We start from the raw sequence: 16099 nt of genomic DNA on the forward strand, positions 1-16099 counted from the left end.
GGACGTGGTTAGCAACTGGTTAACGCGTGGCGGGCGGGGTTAAGAATTTCCGCCGAAAGGGTCAGTTGGTGCCGTCGCGCATCGCCACGAATTTCGGCCAGGCGTCCGGATCGTTCACCGTCTTGTCGCGGCAGAAGGCGTTGCAGAAGCCAAAGATGCGCCCCTCGCTTTCCATCAGGTGCGTCACCGGATCCCCGGAATAGGGACAGGTGGTGTTTTCGGCCTCGCCCTTGTCGATGGCGCGGGCGGGACGCGGTGTCGGGCCGGGCCAGGGCAGTTGCGCATAGTCGCGGTCGTACCAGGGCAGGGTCGCACCGCGCGCCAGGCCCATAGCGCGCCAGCGGCGGAAGGCCGGGTCTGCCAGGTGCGCGGCGACGTAGCTGCGCGCCTGGTCGCCCACCGGCAGGGCATAGCCTGCAATCCGGGCCGCGACCGGCGCAAAGAAGGCATCGGCGACCGAGTAATCGCCGCAAAGCCAGGGCCCGCGCGAACGATCCAGTGCAAAGCCCCAGATCGTCTCGATGCGGGCCAGGTCGGCCTGCAGCGCCTCGGACACGGGCGTGTCGGAATAGGCGGCGCGCAGGTTCATCGGGCAAAGCTCGCGCAGGGTGCCGAAGCTGGAGTGCATCTCGGCCGCGAGGCTGCGGGCGGTGGCGCGCATTGCGGGATCGCTGGGCCAGTGGCCCGCGTCTGGGTGGCGGCTGGCGAGTTCTTCGGCCAGGGCGAGGCTGTCCCAGATCACGGTGCCGTCTGACAGGACCAGAGTCGGCACCGTGCGGGCCGGGGAAAAGCGCGACATCTGTTCCGCCACGCCGGCCTTCATGAAATCGACGATCTCGATCGTCGCGGGAATGCCGAAGCGGTGGAACAGCAGCCAGGCCCGCAAGGACCAGCTGGAATAACTGTAATCGCCAAGAAAAAGCTTGTCGGACATGGAACCTCTCCAATCGATTGTGCGTTGCACTACAGCACGTGTGGCGCGGCTGGAAATCAGGATTCGTGGCGATCGGGATCACGCCGGCAGATGGATGCGTGCAGATTGATCGAAAACCCACAGACACAAAAGTGATCTGCGTGTCCGCCACGCGCGTATTACGATCAGGAGGCCCGGAAAATCGGGGGCCCGAGATCACCAGGGGAGCGGAAATGGCACTTGATTCATTCAATGACCAGAGCTTGTCGCGCCGGGCCATGAAGGCCGAACTGCTGGACGCGGAAACCGAGTTGAAACTGGCTTACGCGTGGCGGGACGACCGTGACGAGGAGGCGCTGCACCGGCTGATCCAGGCCTACATGCGGCTGGCCATCTCGATGGCCGCAAAATTCAAACGCTACGGCGCACCGATGAACGACCTGATCCAGGAGGCGGGGCTGGGCCTGATGAAGGCCGCCGACAAGTTCGACCCGGACCGGGGCGTGCGGTTTTCGACCTACGCGGTCTGGTGGATCAAGGCTTCGATCCAGGATTACGTGATGCGCAACTGGTCGATGGTGCGCACCGGCTCGACCTCTTCGCAGAAATCGCTGTTCTTCAACATGCGCCGGGTTCAGGCCCGGATCGAACGTGAGGCGGCGGCCTCGGGGGAGGAACTGGACGGGCATCAGCTGCGCCACAAGATCGCCACCGAAATCGGCGTGCCGCTGCGGGATGTCGAGATGATGGAAGGACGGTTGTCCGGGTCGGATTACTCGCTGAACGCCACGCAGTCGGTCGAGGACGAGGGCCGGGAGTGGATCGACACGATCGAGGATGACGGTGCGCAGGCCTCGGAGATTGTCGAGAATGAACACGACCGCGAACAATTGCGCGACTGGCTGGTTCAGGCGATGGGCGCGCTGAATGAACGCGAGCGGTTTATCGTGCGCGAACGCAAGCTGCGCGAGGAGACGCGGACGCTTGAATCGCTGGGCACCGAACTGGGGCTGAGCAAGGAGCGCGTGCGCCAGCTGGAGGCGGCGGCCTTCGGAAAGATGCGCAAGGCGCTTGAGGCGCAAAGCGGGGAAGTGCATCACTTCCTGGCATGAGACATGTGATCCTCGGCCTGTTGCTGTTTGCCGGGTCCGCTGTGGCGGACACGCTTTCTGACGCCGACGTGCTTTTTCTTGGCGAGGTGCACGACAACCCTGCCCATCACGCGCGCCAGGCCGAGATCGTTGCAGAAGTGCAGCCCCGCGCCATCGTCTGGGAGATGCTGGACCCCGAGGCCATGCCCGGGATCACACCCGACCTGATTGCCGACGAGGCGGCGCTGGGCGCGGCGCTCAACTGGGCTGACAGCGGTTGGCCCGCGTTTTCCATGTACTACCCGATTTTTGTGGCGGCCCCCGAGGCCGCGCATTTCGGGGCGCAGGTGCCGCGCGATGCCGCACGGGCGGCTATGTCGCAAACCCTGGTCGAGGTTTTTGGCGAAAACGCCGCGCGGTTCGGGCTGGACCGGCCGCTGCCGGTCGGGCAGCAGGAAAGGCGCGAGGCCTTGCAGATGGCGGCGCATTGCGATGCTTTGCCCGCCGATATCCTGCCCATGATGGTGGACATCCAACGCCTGCGCGACGCGCGCCTGGCCGCTGCCGCGCTGGAGGCGCTTGAGGCCACCGGTGGCCCCGTCGCGGTCATCACCGGCAACGGGCACGCCCGCAAGGACTGGGGCGCCCCGGCCCTGCTGGCGCTGGCGGCGCCCGATGTTTCGATCCTGGCCCTTGGGCAGGGCGAAAACGAGGGGGCGGCGCCTGACGGTGGGTTCGACCTGATCGAAAGCGCGCCGCCCGTGGATCGCCCGGACCCCTGCGAGGCATTTCGCGCGCGGTGACATCCGGACGACGCGCGATTGCCGCCGGCGTGCCCGGCCATTGTCTCGGCTCGCGGCTGGGCTTACAACCGCATCAAAGCGAGTGGGGCGGGGCCATGCTGAACGGGAAACGCATTCTTCTGATCATCGGGGGCGGGATCGCGGCTTACAAATGCCTCGACCTGATCCGGCGCCTGCGCGAGCGTGGCGCGGCGGTCACGCCGGTGATGACCCGTGCCGCCGAGCAGTTCGTGACGCCGCTGTCGGTTTCGGCGCTTGCGGGCGAAGAGGTGCACCGCGATCTCTTTGACCTGACGAAAGAGGCCGAGATGGGCCATATCCAGCTGAGCCGCGTGGCGGACCTCTTGGTGGTGGCGCCCGCGACCGCCGACCTGATGGCGAAGATGGCGGGCGGCCACGCGGATGACCTGGCCACGACATTGCTGATGGCGACGGACACGCCGGTGATGATTGCCCCGGCCATGAACCTGCGGATGTGGGAACATCCCGCGACGCAGCGCAACCTGGAGGTTCTGCGCGGCGACGGAGTGCGGGTCGTCGGCCCCAACGCGGGCGACATGGCCTGCGGCGAACATGGGCCGGGCCGCATGGCCGAACCGATGGAAATCGTCGCTGCGGTCGAGGATTTCTTTTCCGACGGTCCGCTGGCCGGGCGGCGTATCCTGATCACCTCCGGCCCCACCCATGAACCCATCGACCCGGTGCGCTATATCGCCAACCGCTCGTCCGGGGCACAGGGCACGGCGATCGCCGAGGCCCTGCGCGACATGGGCGCCGAGGTGGTCTTTGTCACCGGACCCGCCGAGGCGCCGCGCCCGGCGGGTGTCGAGGTGATCGAGGTCGAAAGCGCGCGTGAGATGCGCGCGGCGGTCCTGGGCGCGCTGCCGGTCGAGGCGGGGATATTCGCGGCGGCGGTGGCGGACTGGCGCGTGGCCAGCGCCTCGGGGTCGAAGATCAAGAAGCAGGGGGGCAAGTTGCCGGTGCTGGAGTTCGCCGAGAACCCCGACATCCTGGCGGAGGTGTCGCAGCTTGCCGAAGGGCGCCCCCGGCTTGTGGTGGGCTTTGCGGCAGAGACGGATGACGTGGTCGCCAATGCCACGGCGAAACGCGCGCGAAAGGGCTGTGACTGGATCGTAGCGAATGATGTCTCGCCGGCGACCGGGATCATGGGCGGGGCGGAGAACGCGGTTGTCCTGATTTCGGAGGGGGGCGCCGAGACCTGGCCGCGCGCGTCGAAACGCGAGGTGGGCGCGCGACTGGCGGGACGGATCGCCGAGGCGCTGGGTGTCTCCCCGCGGGCGCCGGGGCCCTGGGACGGTGCGCGTGGCACGGGCGGAGTTTAGGTATTTGAACCAAGAAGAAGCACAGGTCGCGATTGCCTTCGATTGGGTTGCGGGGGCGGACAAGGGACTGGGACTGCCGCGCTATGCCACGCCGGGCGCGGCGGGGGCGGACCTGCGAGCCAACCTGCCTGATCGCGGGGAAATCGTCTTGGCGCCGGGGGCGCGGGTGCTGGTGCCGACGGGGTTGCGGATCGCGATTCCGGACGGGTTCGAGGTGCAGGTGCGTCCGCGCTCGGGGCTGGCGCTGAAACACGGGATTACCCTGCCCAATACGCCGGGGACCATCGACAGCGATTATCGCGGTCCCCTGGGGGTGATCGTGATGAATGCGGGTGGGACGGAATTCGTGATCGCCCACGGCGACAGGATCGCGCAGATGGTTGTGGCGCCGGTGGTGCGGGCGGTGTTTCGGGAAGGGCCGCTGGACGAGACCGCGCGTGGCGCGGGCGGTTTCGGGTCGACGGGGCGTGGCTGATGGTATTCGTGCTGGCGCTGGCTGCGGTGATCTGGGGCATCGGGCACCTGATGAAGGTGCCGAAAGTGGCGCGCTTTTACATGCTGGGCCTGCTCTATATCGTGGTGCTGATGGTGCAGGTGGTGTTGCCCCCAGGCCATCCCCTGCGCGAGGCGACGGGTGGCAGCGCGGCGCTCTGGCTGATCCTGGGCGGCTTCGTGGTGCTGGGATTTGCCTATGCGTTGGGCCTCCGCCGGTTGAAGGCGCGCGCGGTCCGGAAGGAGGCGGCAGAGGCGCCGGCGCCCGATCCGTCGAAGTTCCGCGAGGGGGAGCTGGAACGCTATGCCCGGCATATCGTGCTGCGCGAGCTGGGTGGTCCGGGGCAGAAGCGGCTGAAAGAGGCGAAGGTGCTTGTGGTGGGTGCGGGGGGGCTTGGCTCTCCGGCGCTCTTGTACCTGGCGGCGGCGGGTGTGGGCACCATCGGCGTGATCGACGATGACGAGGTGGACAGCGGTAACCTGCAGCGGCAGGTGATCCACACCGATGCGCGCATCGGTATGGCCAAGGTCTTTTCCGCGCAGGCGGCGATGGAGGCTCTGAACCCCTATATCGCGGTGCGCCCCTACAGGCGGCGGCTCGATGCCGAAAGCGCCTCGGCGCTGTTGGAAGAATATGACGTGGTGCTGGACGGGACCGACAATTTCGACACCCGTTACCTGGTGAACCGGGCCTGCGTGGCGGCGGGCAAACCGCTGATTTCCGGGGCGCTCAGCCAGTGGGAAGGGCAGGTGTCGGTCTTTGATCCTACCCATTCCGGGCCCTGTTACCAATGCATCTTCCCCGAGGCCCCGGCGCCGGGGCTGGCGCCGAGCTGTGCGGTGGCCGGGGTGCTGGGGCCCTTGCCGGGCGTCGTCGGCAGCATGATGGCGGTCGAATGTATCAAGCTGATCTCCGGCGCGGGGGCCGTGTTGCGGGGCGAGATGCTGATTTACGACGCGCTCTGGAGCGAGACCCGCAAGATCACATTGAAGCGCCGCGAGGATTGCCCGGTCTGTGGCGGGACGGCGGGGTGAACCCCGCCCTACGCGGGTTCACGTCCGGAGAAACCCTTGTTGCGATTGAAGCGGGCGGCGCGGGCGCCTAGCTTTGCCGCAACGACACAGGAGAGAGCCATATGACAAACCCCTTGCTTGTCGACTGGGACACGCCCTTTGGCATCGCGCCGTTCGCCGATATCTCGGACGAGGATTTTGCCCCGGCGCTGGACGAGGCGCTGGCCGCGCACCTGGCCGAGATCGAGGCGATCGCCGACAATCCCGAGGCACCGACATTCGACAACACCATCCTGGCGATGGAAGGATCGGGCGCAGCGCTGGACAGGGTGCTGGGCACCTTCTTCAACCTGGCGGGGGCAGACAGCAACGACAAGCGGCAGGAATTGCAGCGCGATTTCAGCCCCAGGCTGTCGGCGCATTCCTCGGCGATCTATTCCAACGCGGCGCTCTTTGCCCGCATCCGGGATCTTTGGGACCAGCGTGAGGCGCTGGACCTCTCCGAGGAAGAGGCGCGGGTGCTGTACCTGACGCACCGCGATTTCGTCCGTGCGGGTGCGGCGCTGGAAGGCGATGCGGCGGAGCGGATGAAAGAGGTCAAGTCGCGGCTGGCGGTTCTGGGGACGCAGTTCACCCAGAACCTGCTGAAGGACGAATCCGCCTGGTCGATGGAGCTTGCCGAGGATGATCTTGAAGGCCTGCCGGAGTTTGTCGTGGATTCGGCGCGTTCCGCCGGTGAGGCGGCAGGCACGGGCGGCCCGGTGGTGACCCTGTCGCGGTCGCTGATCGTGCCCTTCCTGCAATTCTCGCCGCGCCGCGCCTTGCGCGAAAAGGCCTGGCGGGCCTGGGTGATGCGCGGAGAGAACGGCGGCGAGACCGACAACCGCGGGATCGCGGGCGAGGTGCTGAAGCTGCGCGAGGAGCGGGTCAAGCTGCTGGGCTATGCCGATTTCGCGGGGTTCAAGCTGGAGACCGAGATGGCGGGCACGCCCGACAAGGTGCGTGAGCTGTTGATGGCGGTCTGGGAACCGGCAAAGGCGGCGGCCCTGAAGGATGCCGCCGAGATGGAGCAGATGCTGCACGCCGATGGCATACCGGGGCCGCTGGAACCCTGGGACTGGCGTTACTACGCGGAAAAGCGGCGCAAGGCGCAACATGATCTCGACGAGGCCGAGCTGAAGCCCTACCTGCAGCTTGACCGGATGATCGAGGCGGCCTTTGCCTGCGCCAACCGCCTGTTCGGGCTGGAGTTCGCGCCGCTGGGGGTGCCGATGTACCATCCCGATTGCCGCGCTTTCGAGGTGACACGGGACGGGAAACACGTTGCGGTCTTTATCGGGGACTATTTTGCGCGGTCCTCGAAACGCTCCGGCGCCTGGTGTTCGGCCTTTCGGATGCAGGCGAAACGGCCCCAGGAAAAGACGCCGATCGTGGTCAATGTCTGCAACTTCGCCAAGCCGTCGGCGGGCAAACCCGCGCTTTTGTCCTATGATGATGCGCGCACCTTGTTCCATGAGTTCGGCCACGCGCTGCACCAGATGCTGTCGGATGTGGAATTCGGATCTGTTGCCGGGACGTCCGTTGCGCGCGATTTCGTCGAATTGCCGTCACAGTTGTACGAGCATTGGCTGGAGGTGCCGGAGGTGCTGGCGGAATTCGCCACCCATGCCGAGACCGGAGAGCCGATGCCCAAGGTGCTGCTGGACAAGGTGCTGAAGGCGGCGAATTTCGACATGGGGTTCCAGACGGTGGAATACGTCGCCTCGGCGCTGGTGGACCTGGAGTTCCATTCCGGCGCGGCGCCTGCCGATCCGATGCAGAAACAGGCGGAGGTTCTGGAAAGCATCGGCATGCCGCGCGCCATCGTGATGCGCCATGCGACGCCGCATTTCGCCCATGTCTTTGCCGGGGACGGCTATTCCTCTGGCTATTACAGCTACATGTGGTCCGAGGTCATGGATGCGGACGCCTTCGAGGCCTTCGAGGAAGCGGGCGGGGCCTTCGATCCGGAAACCGCGCAAAAGCTGGAACGGTTCATCCTGTCCCGTGGTGGATCGGTGGAGGCCGAAGACCTTTACATGCAATTCCGGGGCCGGATGCCCGGGGTCGAGGCGCTGCTGAAGGGGCGCGGGCTGGCGGCCTGATCATGGCAGGGGCGCCGCGACGCGCGGCGCCCTTTTCATTTCTCGGGCGGGTCGGTCAGAAGGTTGATCACGGTGGCTCCGACGATCCAGATGGCCAGCATCAGGAAAGTGGCCAGCCCGTAGGAATACAGGTTCCCGATGTAGCCGCCCAACCCGGCGACCAGCCCGAGAGCGCCGTTCACACCCTGCAATTCCTTTCGTTTCGCCCTGAGATTCATTGCCGACTCCTTTTTGCGGATCGGCGGCAGGGTAAACGGTGCTGAGGACGGATGTCCTTGATCTGGGTCCGATCAGCTCAGAACGGCACCCGCTCCAGCGCAAAGCCCTCGTTCTCGAGCAGTTGCAGCACGCCGTGCTCTCCGGCGAGATGTGCGGCGCCGAAGGCGGCGACGACATAGCCCTCGCTGTTGTCCAGTGCCTCTGTCAGGACCGGAATCCAGGCGCGGTTGCGGCCGGAAATCAGCGCATCGTCCAGCACTTCGAAGACCTGGGCGTTTTCCGCGGGCGTCAGCGGCGTCAGCCGGGGCGACAGCACCTCCAGCACGATCTGGCTGGCGGCGTGGGCCTCGCCGAAATAGGCGGTCAGCATGGTCTCGAACAGGTTCTCGCCATCCTCGGGCGTGCTGAGGGCGGACCGGACCATCAAAAGCTGCGTGTCCAGGGGCATGTCCGAGAAGGCTGCGAACCCGGTTTCATAGGGTTCCAGCGACTGCGTCGGCACGCCGGCCGCCAGCGCCGCGCGTTCCAGACGGGCGTCCAGCCCGTTGGCCTCGGCCAGTTGCGCGGTCATGCAGGGCGGGATCGCCAGCAGGATCGAGACATACCAGGGACGCATCCGGGCGGCCATGAAGGGTGGCATCCCGCGCAGGCGCATTGCCTGGGACAGGCGGTTCCATTCGTCTTCGGGCAGGAGTTCGGGCAGGGTGCTGTCGGGCAGCAGCAACATGTCCATCCGGGTTTTCAGCGCGGTTTCCAGCGCCTCTTTTTCCGGCGCCGCCATTTCCAGCAACAAGAGGTCCGCGCCTTCGACCAGCGGGGCAAGCCGCTCTGCCGGGGCGTCCATGCGCGGGTCGCCCAGGTGCAGCGTGCCGACCAGGTGCAGGGTCTGGTCGCCGCGTGTGGCGCGCCAGTGGTTCCCTTGGGCATAGGGCGTCGCGGCAAGCTGATCCTCGAAGCGTGCCCTTTCGCTGTCGGTCAGCGTACCCATCAGGTCGCGCCCCTGGCAACTGGCGTAGAGCGGGGCGGTACAGAGGCCCAGAAGGGTCAGGGCGATCAGGATCAGGCGCATGGGTTCGCTTTCCGGTTTGGGCCCCTTGTGCATAGTCCGGCGGGCAGGTTCTGGACAAGGGGAAGCCCCGCGCAGAGACTGCAGGGATGGAACGGGAGAGCGATTTATATGCGCCGGTCAAGGCCTTGCTGGAAACGCAGGGCTACACGGTCAAGGGAGAGGTCGGCGCGGCGGACCTTGTCGCCCTGCGCGATGACGAGCCGCCCGTCATCGTCGAGCTGAAATTGCGGATCACCCTGTCGCTGTATCACCAGGCCTGTGCCCGGCTGTCGGTCAGCGATCATGTCTATATCGCCGTGCCGCGCCCGACCGGGCCCAGCACGCGAAGGGCGTTGAAGGACAACCTTGCCATGTGCCGCCGTCTTGGCCTGGGTTTCATCACCGTGCGCGCGGATGGCACGGTCGAGGTGCAATGCGATCCCGGCCCCTATGTACCGCGGCGCAACAAGGCCAAGGCGGCCAAGCTGCTGCGCGCCTTCGAGCGGCTGCGCGGCGATCCGAACGAGGGCGGGGCGACGCGGCACGGCATCGTGACCGGCTATCGTCAGGATTCGCTGGCCTGTGCGGCGCATCTGGCCGAACACGGGGCTTGTCGCGGGCGCGACGTGGCCAGCGCCACCGGTGTTGCGATGGCCACGCGGATCATGCGGGACAACCACTATGGCTGGTTCGAACGTCAGGGCAAAGGCGTCTACGCCCTGACCGAGACCGGCCGCGAGGGGTTGAAACACTGGGCCTACAGCTGGGAGGTCGGACGTTAGTCCGTGCCGCGCTTGGCTGCCAGCCGTTCCCGGTGCAGCGTATACAGCCCCGAGGCTACGATGATCCCGCAGCCCAGCAGCGTCCAGCCGTCGGGCAGATCCGAAAAGACGACGTAGCCGTAAAACGTGCCCCAGATGATCAGCGAGTAATGCATCGGCGCGACGACAACCGCCTGCGCGATGTCGAGGGCACGGATCACCAGGATTTCGCCCAGGGCGGCGGTGACGGCGAGGCCCGCCACGATGAGCCAGAGCCCGAACCCGTCCGGCGTGCGCCAGACAAAGGGCAAGGTCAGGCTGACCACGGTGATCGCCGTGAGCGAGGTATAGGCGACCGTGGTCATCACCGAATCCGTCCCGCTGAGGCTGCGGGACAGCACCTGGCGCAGCGAAAAGAAGCCGGCGGCGGCCACGGCAAAGCCGATGGCGGGATGGAAAACGCCCATCCCAGGGCGGATCACGATCAGCATACCGACGAACCCGATGCCCACAGCGACCCAGCGCCGGACGCCCACGGGTTCGCGCAGAACGACCGCGCCAAGGACGGTGACGACGAAGGGCGCGATGAACGTCACGGCCACGACGTCCGCCAGTGGCACGAAGCTGACCGCAAGGACGAAACAGAGGGCAGAGCAGACCGCCGTCAGCCCGCGCATGATCTGAAGGCCCGGCAGCCGCGAGCGCAGGATATGCGGACCACGCAGTGCGATCAGGACCAGCACCCCGAGCGCCAGCCCGATCTGGCGGAACCAGACCACTTGAGCCGGATGCAGGCTGTCGGTCAGGAACTTGGCCTGCACGTCGCAGGCGGCAAAGCAGAAAAAGCCCGACAGCATGAGGACGATACCGCGTAGATTGTCGGATCGCGACGGCGGCGGGGCACTGCGCAAGGGCGCGACGGTGGGCGCTGGCATGGGGAGCTCTTGGCTGGGGACTGCGCGGCTTGCGCATTGCCTGGCAGCCTAGACCTCTTGGCGGCGACATGAAAGGGGGGCTCAGACCGGCACGGCGGCAGCGGTATCGCGCAACATCTCGGCCGAGGCGCGCAGGGCGTCGGCCTCGGCTGGCGAAAGGTCGGGCACCAGGTCCTCTGTCACGCCCTGCGCGCCCACCACCCGGGGCACCGAACAGGCGACGTCCTGCACGCCCATGACGTCTCCCAGGGTCGAGACGGTCAGCACCGCGCCCTCGTCCTGCGCGATGGCGGACACGATCCGGGCCAGACCGGCGCCGATGCCGTACCAGGTCGCGCCCTTGCCCTCGATGATGGTATAGGCGGCGCGCCGCACGCCATTATCGATCCGGTCGCGGACCTCGGGCGTCAGCGGCGCGCCGACCTGTTCGGCGAACCCCTGTACGGAGATGGACCCGGCACGGGCGGCGGACCAGGCCAGCACCTCGCTGTCGCCATGTTCGCCCAGGACGTAGGCATGGACGGACCGGGGCGCGATCCCCAGGTGACGGCCCAAGAGCCAGCGAAAGCGCGCGGTATCAAGGATCGTGCCCGAGGCGATGACGCGCCCCGGTGGCAGGCCCGAGAGCACCTGCGTGATCTGTCCCATGATATCGACCGGGTTCGAGGCGACCAGCAGGATCGCATCGGGGCAGACGCGCATCACCTCACCGACCACCGAACGGAACACGGCGGCATTGCGGCCCAGCAGCTCCAGCCGGGTTTCCCCCGGTTTCTGCCCGACACCGCAGGCCAGGATCACGATGCCGGAACCGGCCAGGTCGTCGTAGTCGCCCGCGTCGATCTGGGTGGCCCCGGCGAAAGGGGCGGCATGGGCGATGTCCTCGGCCTCGGCCCGGGCGCGGGCCGTGTCGATGTCAACCAGCACGATGCGCGAGGCGGCGCCGCGCAGGGTGCAGGCAAAGGCGGCGGCGGCGCCGACCATGCCGCTGCCGATGATTCCCAGTTTCATGGCGCGATTCCCCCGTGTTGACCTATGGCCAGCCTAGGGACGCGCCCGCCCGAAGGGCAAACGCTGCGACGGAATTTGTGCGCGGCGGCGTGTCACTGCTGCGTCAGGTGGCAGGTTGGGGTTAGGCTGTGGGCAATCATGCAGGAGGCGGGGAATGCGACGGTTGTGGCGCGAGGCGCCCTTTCTGACGGCGGGATTGACCGTCGCGCTGCTGGTGGCGGCGGTCTTTGCCGTTCGGCTGGTCTCGGGGATGCTGTACTGGGCAGATCCCCGGCATCAGGACATGCCCATCGCGGCCTGGATGTCGCCCCGCTTTGTCGCGATGAGCTGGGACGTCCCGCGCGAGGTGGTGATCGAGGCCCTGCAAATGGTGCCGGACGGCGAAGGCCCGAGGCCGTTGGAGCGTATGGCGGCGGAGCGCGGCGTTCCGGTACAGGTGCTGATCGACGACCTGGAAGCGGCCATTGCCGCCTGGCGCATGGCGCATCCGGATGAGTGACTGGGCCTTCGAACTGGTGTCTGCCTGGGGGCTCTGGGTGGTGGCGGGCTCTGCCTTCGTGTCCTGCCTTGCGGTGCCGGTGCCGACCTCGCTGGTGATGCTGGCAGCGGGGGCCTTTGCGGCGGCGGGGGATCTTGTGCTGTGGCAGGTCTGGCTCTCGGGCTGGCTGGCCGCGCTGGCCGGCGACAACACCGGGTTCCAGGTCGGGCGCTGGGGCGGACAGCCTTTCCTGGGATGGGTGGCGCGTCGCACCGGGCGGCACAGGCTGATCGCCCGGGGCGAGGCGGTGGTCGAAGCGCGGGGCGGTGTCGGTGTCTTCCTGTCGACCTGGCTGCTGGCGCCGCTTGGTCCCTGGGTCAACCTCGTTGCCGGGTCGCTGGGTCTGTCGCGCTGGCGGTTCGCCCTCTGGGACACGGCGGGAGAGACGATCTGGGTGACGGCCTATGTCGGCCTGGGCTTTGCCTTCGGGACCCAGATCGACCGCGTGGCCGAGGTGGTCAGCGACTGGGGCGGACTGGTTTCGGCGCTGGCTGTGGCGGCGGCATTTGCGCTGGCGCTGGGGATCAAGTTGCGCCGCCGGAGGGCCGGTTCCCGTCCGGCCAGGGCCGATTGACGATAAATTTCTGTCACGCTCTTGTTGACTCGCGCCATGCCATTCCTTACCTCAGCGCCGTTAGCACTCGCCTGGTGTGAGTGATAACGGGGTCTGCCCACGACGGGGGACCTCACGGGAGTAACTTTGAGCTAGGAGACTCGAAGATGGCATTCAAACCGCTTCATGACCGCGTGCTGGTCCGTCGCGTCGAGAGCGACGAAAAGACTGCTGGTGGGCTGATCATTCCCGACAGCGCCAAGGAAAAGCCGGCAGAAGGCGTGGTTGTCGCGTGTGGCGAAGGTGCACGCAAGGACAGCGGCGAGCTGATCGAGATGGCCGTGAAAGAGGGCGACAAGGTCCTGTTCGGCAAGTGGTCCGGCACCGAAGTCAGCGTCGGTGGCGAAGAGCTGCTGATCATGAAGGAAAGCGACATTCTGGGCATCATCACGGACGACGCAGCCGCAGCCGCGGCCTGAACGCCTGTCGTGATCGAGGGCGGCCCGACGGCCCCCTGATATGACCCCATCTGTCTACTGGAGAAGATAAATGTCCGCAAAAGACGTGAAATTCGATACCGACGCCCGCACGAAGATGCTGAAGGGTGTCAACATCCTGGCCGACGCGGTCAAGGTGACCCTGGGCCCCAAGGGCCGCAACGTGGTTCTGGACAAGTCGTTCGGCGCCCCGCGCATCACCAAGGACGGTGTGTCTGTCGCCAAGGAAATCGAACTGGAAGACAAGTTCGAGAACATGGGCGCGCAGATGGTGAAGGAAGTTGCTTCCCGCACCAACGACGAAGCCGGTGACGGCACCACCACCGCGACCGTTCTGGCCCAGGCCATCGTCAAGGAAGGCATGAAGGCGGTTGCCGCCGGCATGAACCCGATGGACCTCAAGCGCGGCATCGACCTGGCCACCGCCAAGGTCGTGGACGCGATCAAGAACGCTGCCCGCACCGTCGAGAACTCGGACGAAGTTGCGCAGGTCGGCACCATCTCGGCCAACGGCGAAGCCGAAATCGGCCGCCAGATCGCTGACGCGATGCAGAAGGTCGGCAACGAAGGTGTCATCACCGTCGAAGAGAACAAGGGCCTCGAGACCGAGACCGACGTCGTCGAAGGTATGCAGTTCGACCGTGGCTACCTGTCGCCCTACTTCGTCACCAACCCCGACAAGATGATCGCAGATCTCGAAGACTGCATGATCCTGCTGCACGAGAAGAAACTCTCGTCGCTGCAGCCGATGGTTCCGCTGCTGGAATCGGTGATCCAGTCGCAGAAGCCGCTGCTGATCATCGCGGAAGACGTCGAAGGCGAAGCGCTGGCGACCCTCGTGGTCAACAAGCTGCGCGGCGGCCTGAAGATCGCAGCCGTCAAGGCACCGGGCTTCGGCGACCGCCGCAAGGCCATGCTGCAGGACATCGCGATCCTGACCGGCGGCCAGGTCATCTCCGAAGACCTCGGCATGAAGCTGGAAAACGTCACGATGGACATGCTTGGCACCGCCAAGAAGGTCACGATCACCAAGGACGAGACCACCATCGTCGACGGTGCTGGCGAGAAGGCCGAGATCGAAGCGCGCGTTTCGCAGATCCGCACCCAGATCGAAGAAACCACCAGCGACTACGACCGTGAAAAGCTGCAGGAACGCGTGGCCAAGCTGGCCGGCGGTGTGGCCGTCATCCGCGTTGGCGGCATGACCGAAGTCGAAGTGAAAGAGCGCAAGGACCGCGTGGACGACGCTCTGAACGCGACCCGCGCAGCCGTGCAGGAAGGCATCGTCGTCGGCGGCGGCGTGGCCCTGGTTCAGGGTGGCAAGGTGCTCGACGGTCTGACCGGCGCGAACAGCGACCAGAACGCAGGCATCTCGATCGTGCGCAAGGCGCTGGAAGCTCCGCTGCGCCAGATCGCAGAGAACGCCGGTGTCGACGGTTCGGTCGTGGCTGGCAAGGTCCGCGAATCCGACGACCTCAAGTTCGGCTACAACGCGCAGACCGATGAATATGGCGACATGTTCAAGTTCGGCGTCATCGACCCGGCCAAGGTTGTCCGCACCGCTCTGGAAGACGCAGCCTCGGTTGCCGGCCTGCTGATCACCACCGAAGCGATGGTGGCCGACAAGCCGCAGAAAGAAGGCGCAGGCGCCGGCGGCGGCATGCCCGACATGGGCGGCATGGGTGGCATGATGTAATACGGCTGCTTTCCCTTCGGGGAGGCCAGCCGGGCGGCAGGCGGGGATACGCCATCTGCCGCACCGCCATCAGATCACGCAGGGGCGCCTTCGGGCGCCCCTGTTCGTTTCCTGGGATGGACTGGACCGGGACAGGGGGACCTGTCACTCTGGCCTGACGGCGACCGTCAGCCGGGGAGATGCGCCATGAGCGGGATCGCAGCGCCGCCCAAGACCGAGAAGAAGACCCGGACCGAGCGGCCCAGGCTCTACAAGGTCATCCTGCTGAACGACGATTTCACCCCACGCGATTTCGTGGTGGCGGTGCTGAAGGGTATCTTTCGCATGACCGAGTCCGAGGCGCTGGGCGTCATGCTGACCGCGCATCGGCGGGGTGCCAGCGTGGTGGCCGTCTTTACCCGTGAAGTGGCCGAAACCAAGGCGCAGCAGGGCAATGATGCAGGCCAGTCGGCGGGCTATCCGCTGACCTTCACCACCGAGCGAGAAGAATAGAAAAGCCGCACCACCCCTGTTCCCTGCCGTCGCTTTGCCGTATTCGGGAACGGGTCCGGCGCGTTCCGACTTGCCGCCGCAGGCCGGGCGCGCATACAACTTTCACGAGATCGGGGCTCGTCGCGGGCCTGCAATCTGTTAGACTCTCTCAATACGATAACGAGGAAGCCATGAGTCGGCGCGATGCGAGAAAAGCCCTTGTCCTGGGGCTGCCGGAGCCCCTGCGCAAGGCGCTTGTCCGCCAGTCCGTGGCGCATGTCCCCTTGGCTTATCTAGTGCGCCAGACCCTGCGCCGTGCCCTGGATGCCGGGATCGGCTGGGAGAAAACCGTTTCTTCGGGTGACCGTCGTCCGATCCTTGTCCAGCTCAGCTGCGAGGAACGCGCGCGGCTGGAAATGTGGATCTCGTCGCGCAAGGTGTCCGAGGAAGAAGCTGTGTTGTCCCTGATCTCGGCCCTGCTGGACGAAGAAGCCACCGCAACCGATACCAAAAAGGGTTGAGCCTGCTCCCTGACCCGCGCTTTAAGGCAGCGCAGGGTGTCTGTGGTGA

18 protein-coding genes are annotated in these 16099 nt (G+C 66.3%); 13 read left to right on the forward strand and 5 right to left on the reverse strand.

The genetic code is table 11. The annotated features are described in order from the left end of the window. Positions 1–61: 61 nt before the first annotated feature. Positions 62–934, reverse strand: a complete 873-nt coding sequence (locus G9Q80_RS17430; RefSeq protein WP_043141109.1) for a glutathione S-transferase — start codon at positions 932–934, stop codon at positions 62–64. 212 nt (positions 935–1146) lie between these two features. Here G9Q80_RS17430 and G9Q80_RS17435 point away from each other — a divergent pair, with 212 nt between their 5' ends. From G9Q80_RS17435 to G9Q80_RS17460, 6 genes are all read left to right on the forward strand, one after another. After that, positions 1147–2025 carry an RNA polymerase factor sigma-32 gene (locus G9Q80_RS17435; protein WP_043141111.1) on the forward strand — a complete coding sequence of 293 codons (879 nt, stop codon included), beginning with the start codon at positions 1147–1149 and terminating at the stop codon, positions 2023–2025. Beyond that, positions 2022–2807 carry a ChaN family lipoprotein gene (locus G9Q80_RS17440; protein WP_088714778.1) on the forward strand — a complete coding sequence of 262 codons (786 nt, stop codon included), beginning with the start codon at positions 2022–2024 and terminating at the stop codon, positions 2805–2807. Before G9Q80_RS17435 ends, G9Q80_RS17440 begins: the two co-directional genes overlap by 4 nt. A 95-nt stretch (positions 2808–2902) precedes the next feature. Beyond that, positions 2903–4150, forward strand: a complete 1248-nt coding sequence (gene coaBC, locus G9Q80_RS17445) for a bifunctional phosphopantothenoylcysteine decarboxylase/phosphopantothenate--cysteine ligase CoaBC (RefSeq protein WP_088714779.1) — start codon at positions 2903–2905, stop codon at positions 4148–4150. A 4-nt stretch (positions 4151–4154) separates the two neighbouring features. Then, positions 4155–4625 carry a dUTP diphosphatase gene (dut, locus tag G9Q80_RS17450; RefSeq protein WP_088714780.1) on the forward strand — a complete coding sequence of 157 codons (471 nt, stop codon included), beginning with the start codon at positions 4155–4157 and terminating at the stop codon, positions 4623–4625. After that, positions 4625–5677, forward strand: coding sequence for a HesA/MoeB/ThiF family protein (locus G9Q80_RS17455; protein ID WP_088714781.1), 1053 nt, complete (start codon positions 4625–4627; stop codon positions 5675–5677). Before dut ends, G9Q80_RS17455 begins: the two co-directional genes overlap by 1 nt. 101 nt (positions 5678–5778) lie before the next feature. After that, positions 5779–7800 carry a M3 family metallopeptidase gene (locus G9Q80_RS17460; RefSeq protein ID WP_088714782.1) on the forward strand — a complete coding sequence of 674 codons (2022 nt, stop codon included), beginning with the start codon at positions 5779–5781 and terminating at the stop codon, positions 7798–7800. A gap of 35 nt (positions 7801–7835) precedes the next feature. Here G9Q80_RS17460 and G9Q80_RS17465 read toward each other — a convergent pair whose 3' ends face one another. Together G9Q80_RS17465 and G9Q80_RS17470 are read right to left on the reverse strand one after the other, a co-directional pair. Beyond that, positions 7836–8018: a hypothetical protein gene (locus G9Q80_RS17465; RefSeq protein WP_074623097.1), complete on the reverse strand. Its 183-nt coding sequence runs from the start codon at positions 8016–8018 to the stop codon at positions 7836–7838. Positions 8019–8095: 77 nt separating this feature from the next. Next, positions 8096–9121, reverse strand: coding sequence for a TraB/GumN family protein (locus G9Q80_RS17470; RefSeq protein WP_088714783.1), 1026 nt, complete (start codon positions 9119–9121; stop codon positions 8096–8098). Between the two features lie 53 nt (positions 9122–9174). On the opposite strand from G9Q80_RS17470, the gene G9Q80_RS17475 reads away from it, so the two are divergent. Then, positions 9175–9849, forward strand: a complete 675-nt coding sequence (locus tag G9Q80_RS17475; RefSeq protein ID WP_088714784.1) for a DUF2161 domain-containing phosphodiesterase — start codon at positions 9175–9177, stop codon at positions 9847–9849. Here the strand turns inward: G9Q80_RS17475 and G9Q80_RS17480 are convergent. Further along, on the reverse strand, positions 9846–10763 hold the full coding sequence (locus G9Q80_RS17480) for a DMT family transporter (protein ID WP_223306195.1): 918 nt from the start codon (positions 10761–10763) through the stop codon (positions 9846–9848). The two genes, G9Q80_RS17475 and G9Q80_RS17480, sit on opposite strands and share 4 nt — an antisense overlap. Positions 10764–10844: 81 nt before the next feature. Beyond that, a complete protein-coding gene (locus tag G9Q80_RS17485) occupies positions 10845–11774 on the reverse strand; it encodes an L-lactate dehydrogenase (RefSeq protein WP_088714785.1) in 930 nt (309 codons plus the stop codon). 154 nt (positions 11775–11928) lie between these two features. On the opposite strand from G9Q80_RS17485, the gene G9Q80_RS17490 reads away from it, so the two are divergent. The 6 genes from G9Q80_RS17490 (at position 11929) to G9Q80_RS17515 (ending at position 16050) form a co-directional block, all read left to right on the forward strand. Next, complete coding sequence (locus G9Q80_RS17490; protein WP_074623099.1) at positions 11929–12273, forward strand: hypothetical protein; 345 nt, start codon at positions 11929–11931, stop codon at positions 12271–12273. Continuing rightward, positions 12266–12886: a DedA family protein gene (locus tag G9Q80_RS17495; RefSeq protein ID WP_088714786.1), complete on the forward strand. Its 621-nt coding sequence runs from the start codon at positions 12266–12268 to the stop codon at positions 12884–12886. Before G9Q80_RS17490 ends, G9Q80_RS17495 begins: the two co-directional genes overlap by 8 nt. A 146-nt stretch (positions 12887–13032) precedes the next feature. Beyond that, positions 13033–13344 carry a co-chaperone GroES gene (locus G9Q80_RS17500; RefSeq protein WP_043141133.1) on the forward strand — a complete coding sequence of 104 codons (312 nt, stop codon included), beginning with the start codon at positions 13033–13035 and terminating at the stop codon, positions 13342–13344. 70 nt (positions 13345–13414) lie between these two features. Continuing rightward, positions 13415–15058 carry a chaperonin GroEL gene (groL, locus tag G9Q80_RS17505; RefSeq protein WP_043141135.1) on the forward strand — a complete coding sequence of 548 codons (1644 nt, stop codon included), beginning with the start codon at positions 13415–13417 and terminating at the stop codon, positions 15056–15058. 186 nt (positions 15059–15244) lie between these two features. Continuing rightward, complete coding sequence (clpS, locus tag G9Q80_RS17510) at positions 15245–15550, forward strand: ATP-dependent Clp protease adapter ClpS (RefSeq protein WP_069208226.1); 306 nt, start codon at positions 15245–15247, stop codon at positions 15548–15550. 170 nt (positions 15551–15720) lie between these two features. Further along, positions 15721–16050 carry a hypothetical protein gene (locus tag G9Q80_RS17515; RefSeq protein ID WP_043141140.1) on the forward strand — a complete coding sequence of 110 codons (330 nt, stop codon included), beginning with the start codon at positions 15721–15723 and terminating at the stop codon, positions 16048–16050. Positions 16051–16099 lie beyond the last annotated feature (49 nt).

This window comes from Mameliella sp. LZ-28, from assembly GCF_012274245.1.
In the GTDB taxonomy this organism is placed as follows: domain Bacteria; phylum Pseudomonadota; class Alphaproteobacteria; order Rhodobacterales; family Rhodobacteraceae; genus Antarctobacter; species Antarctobacter albus.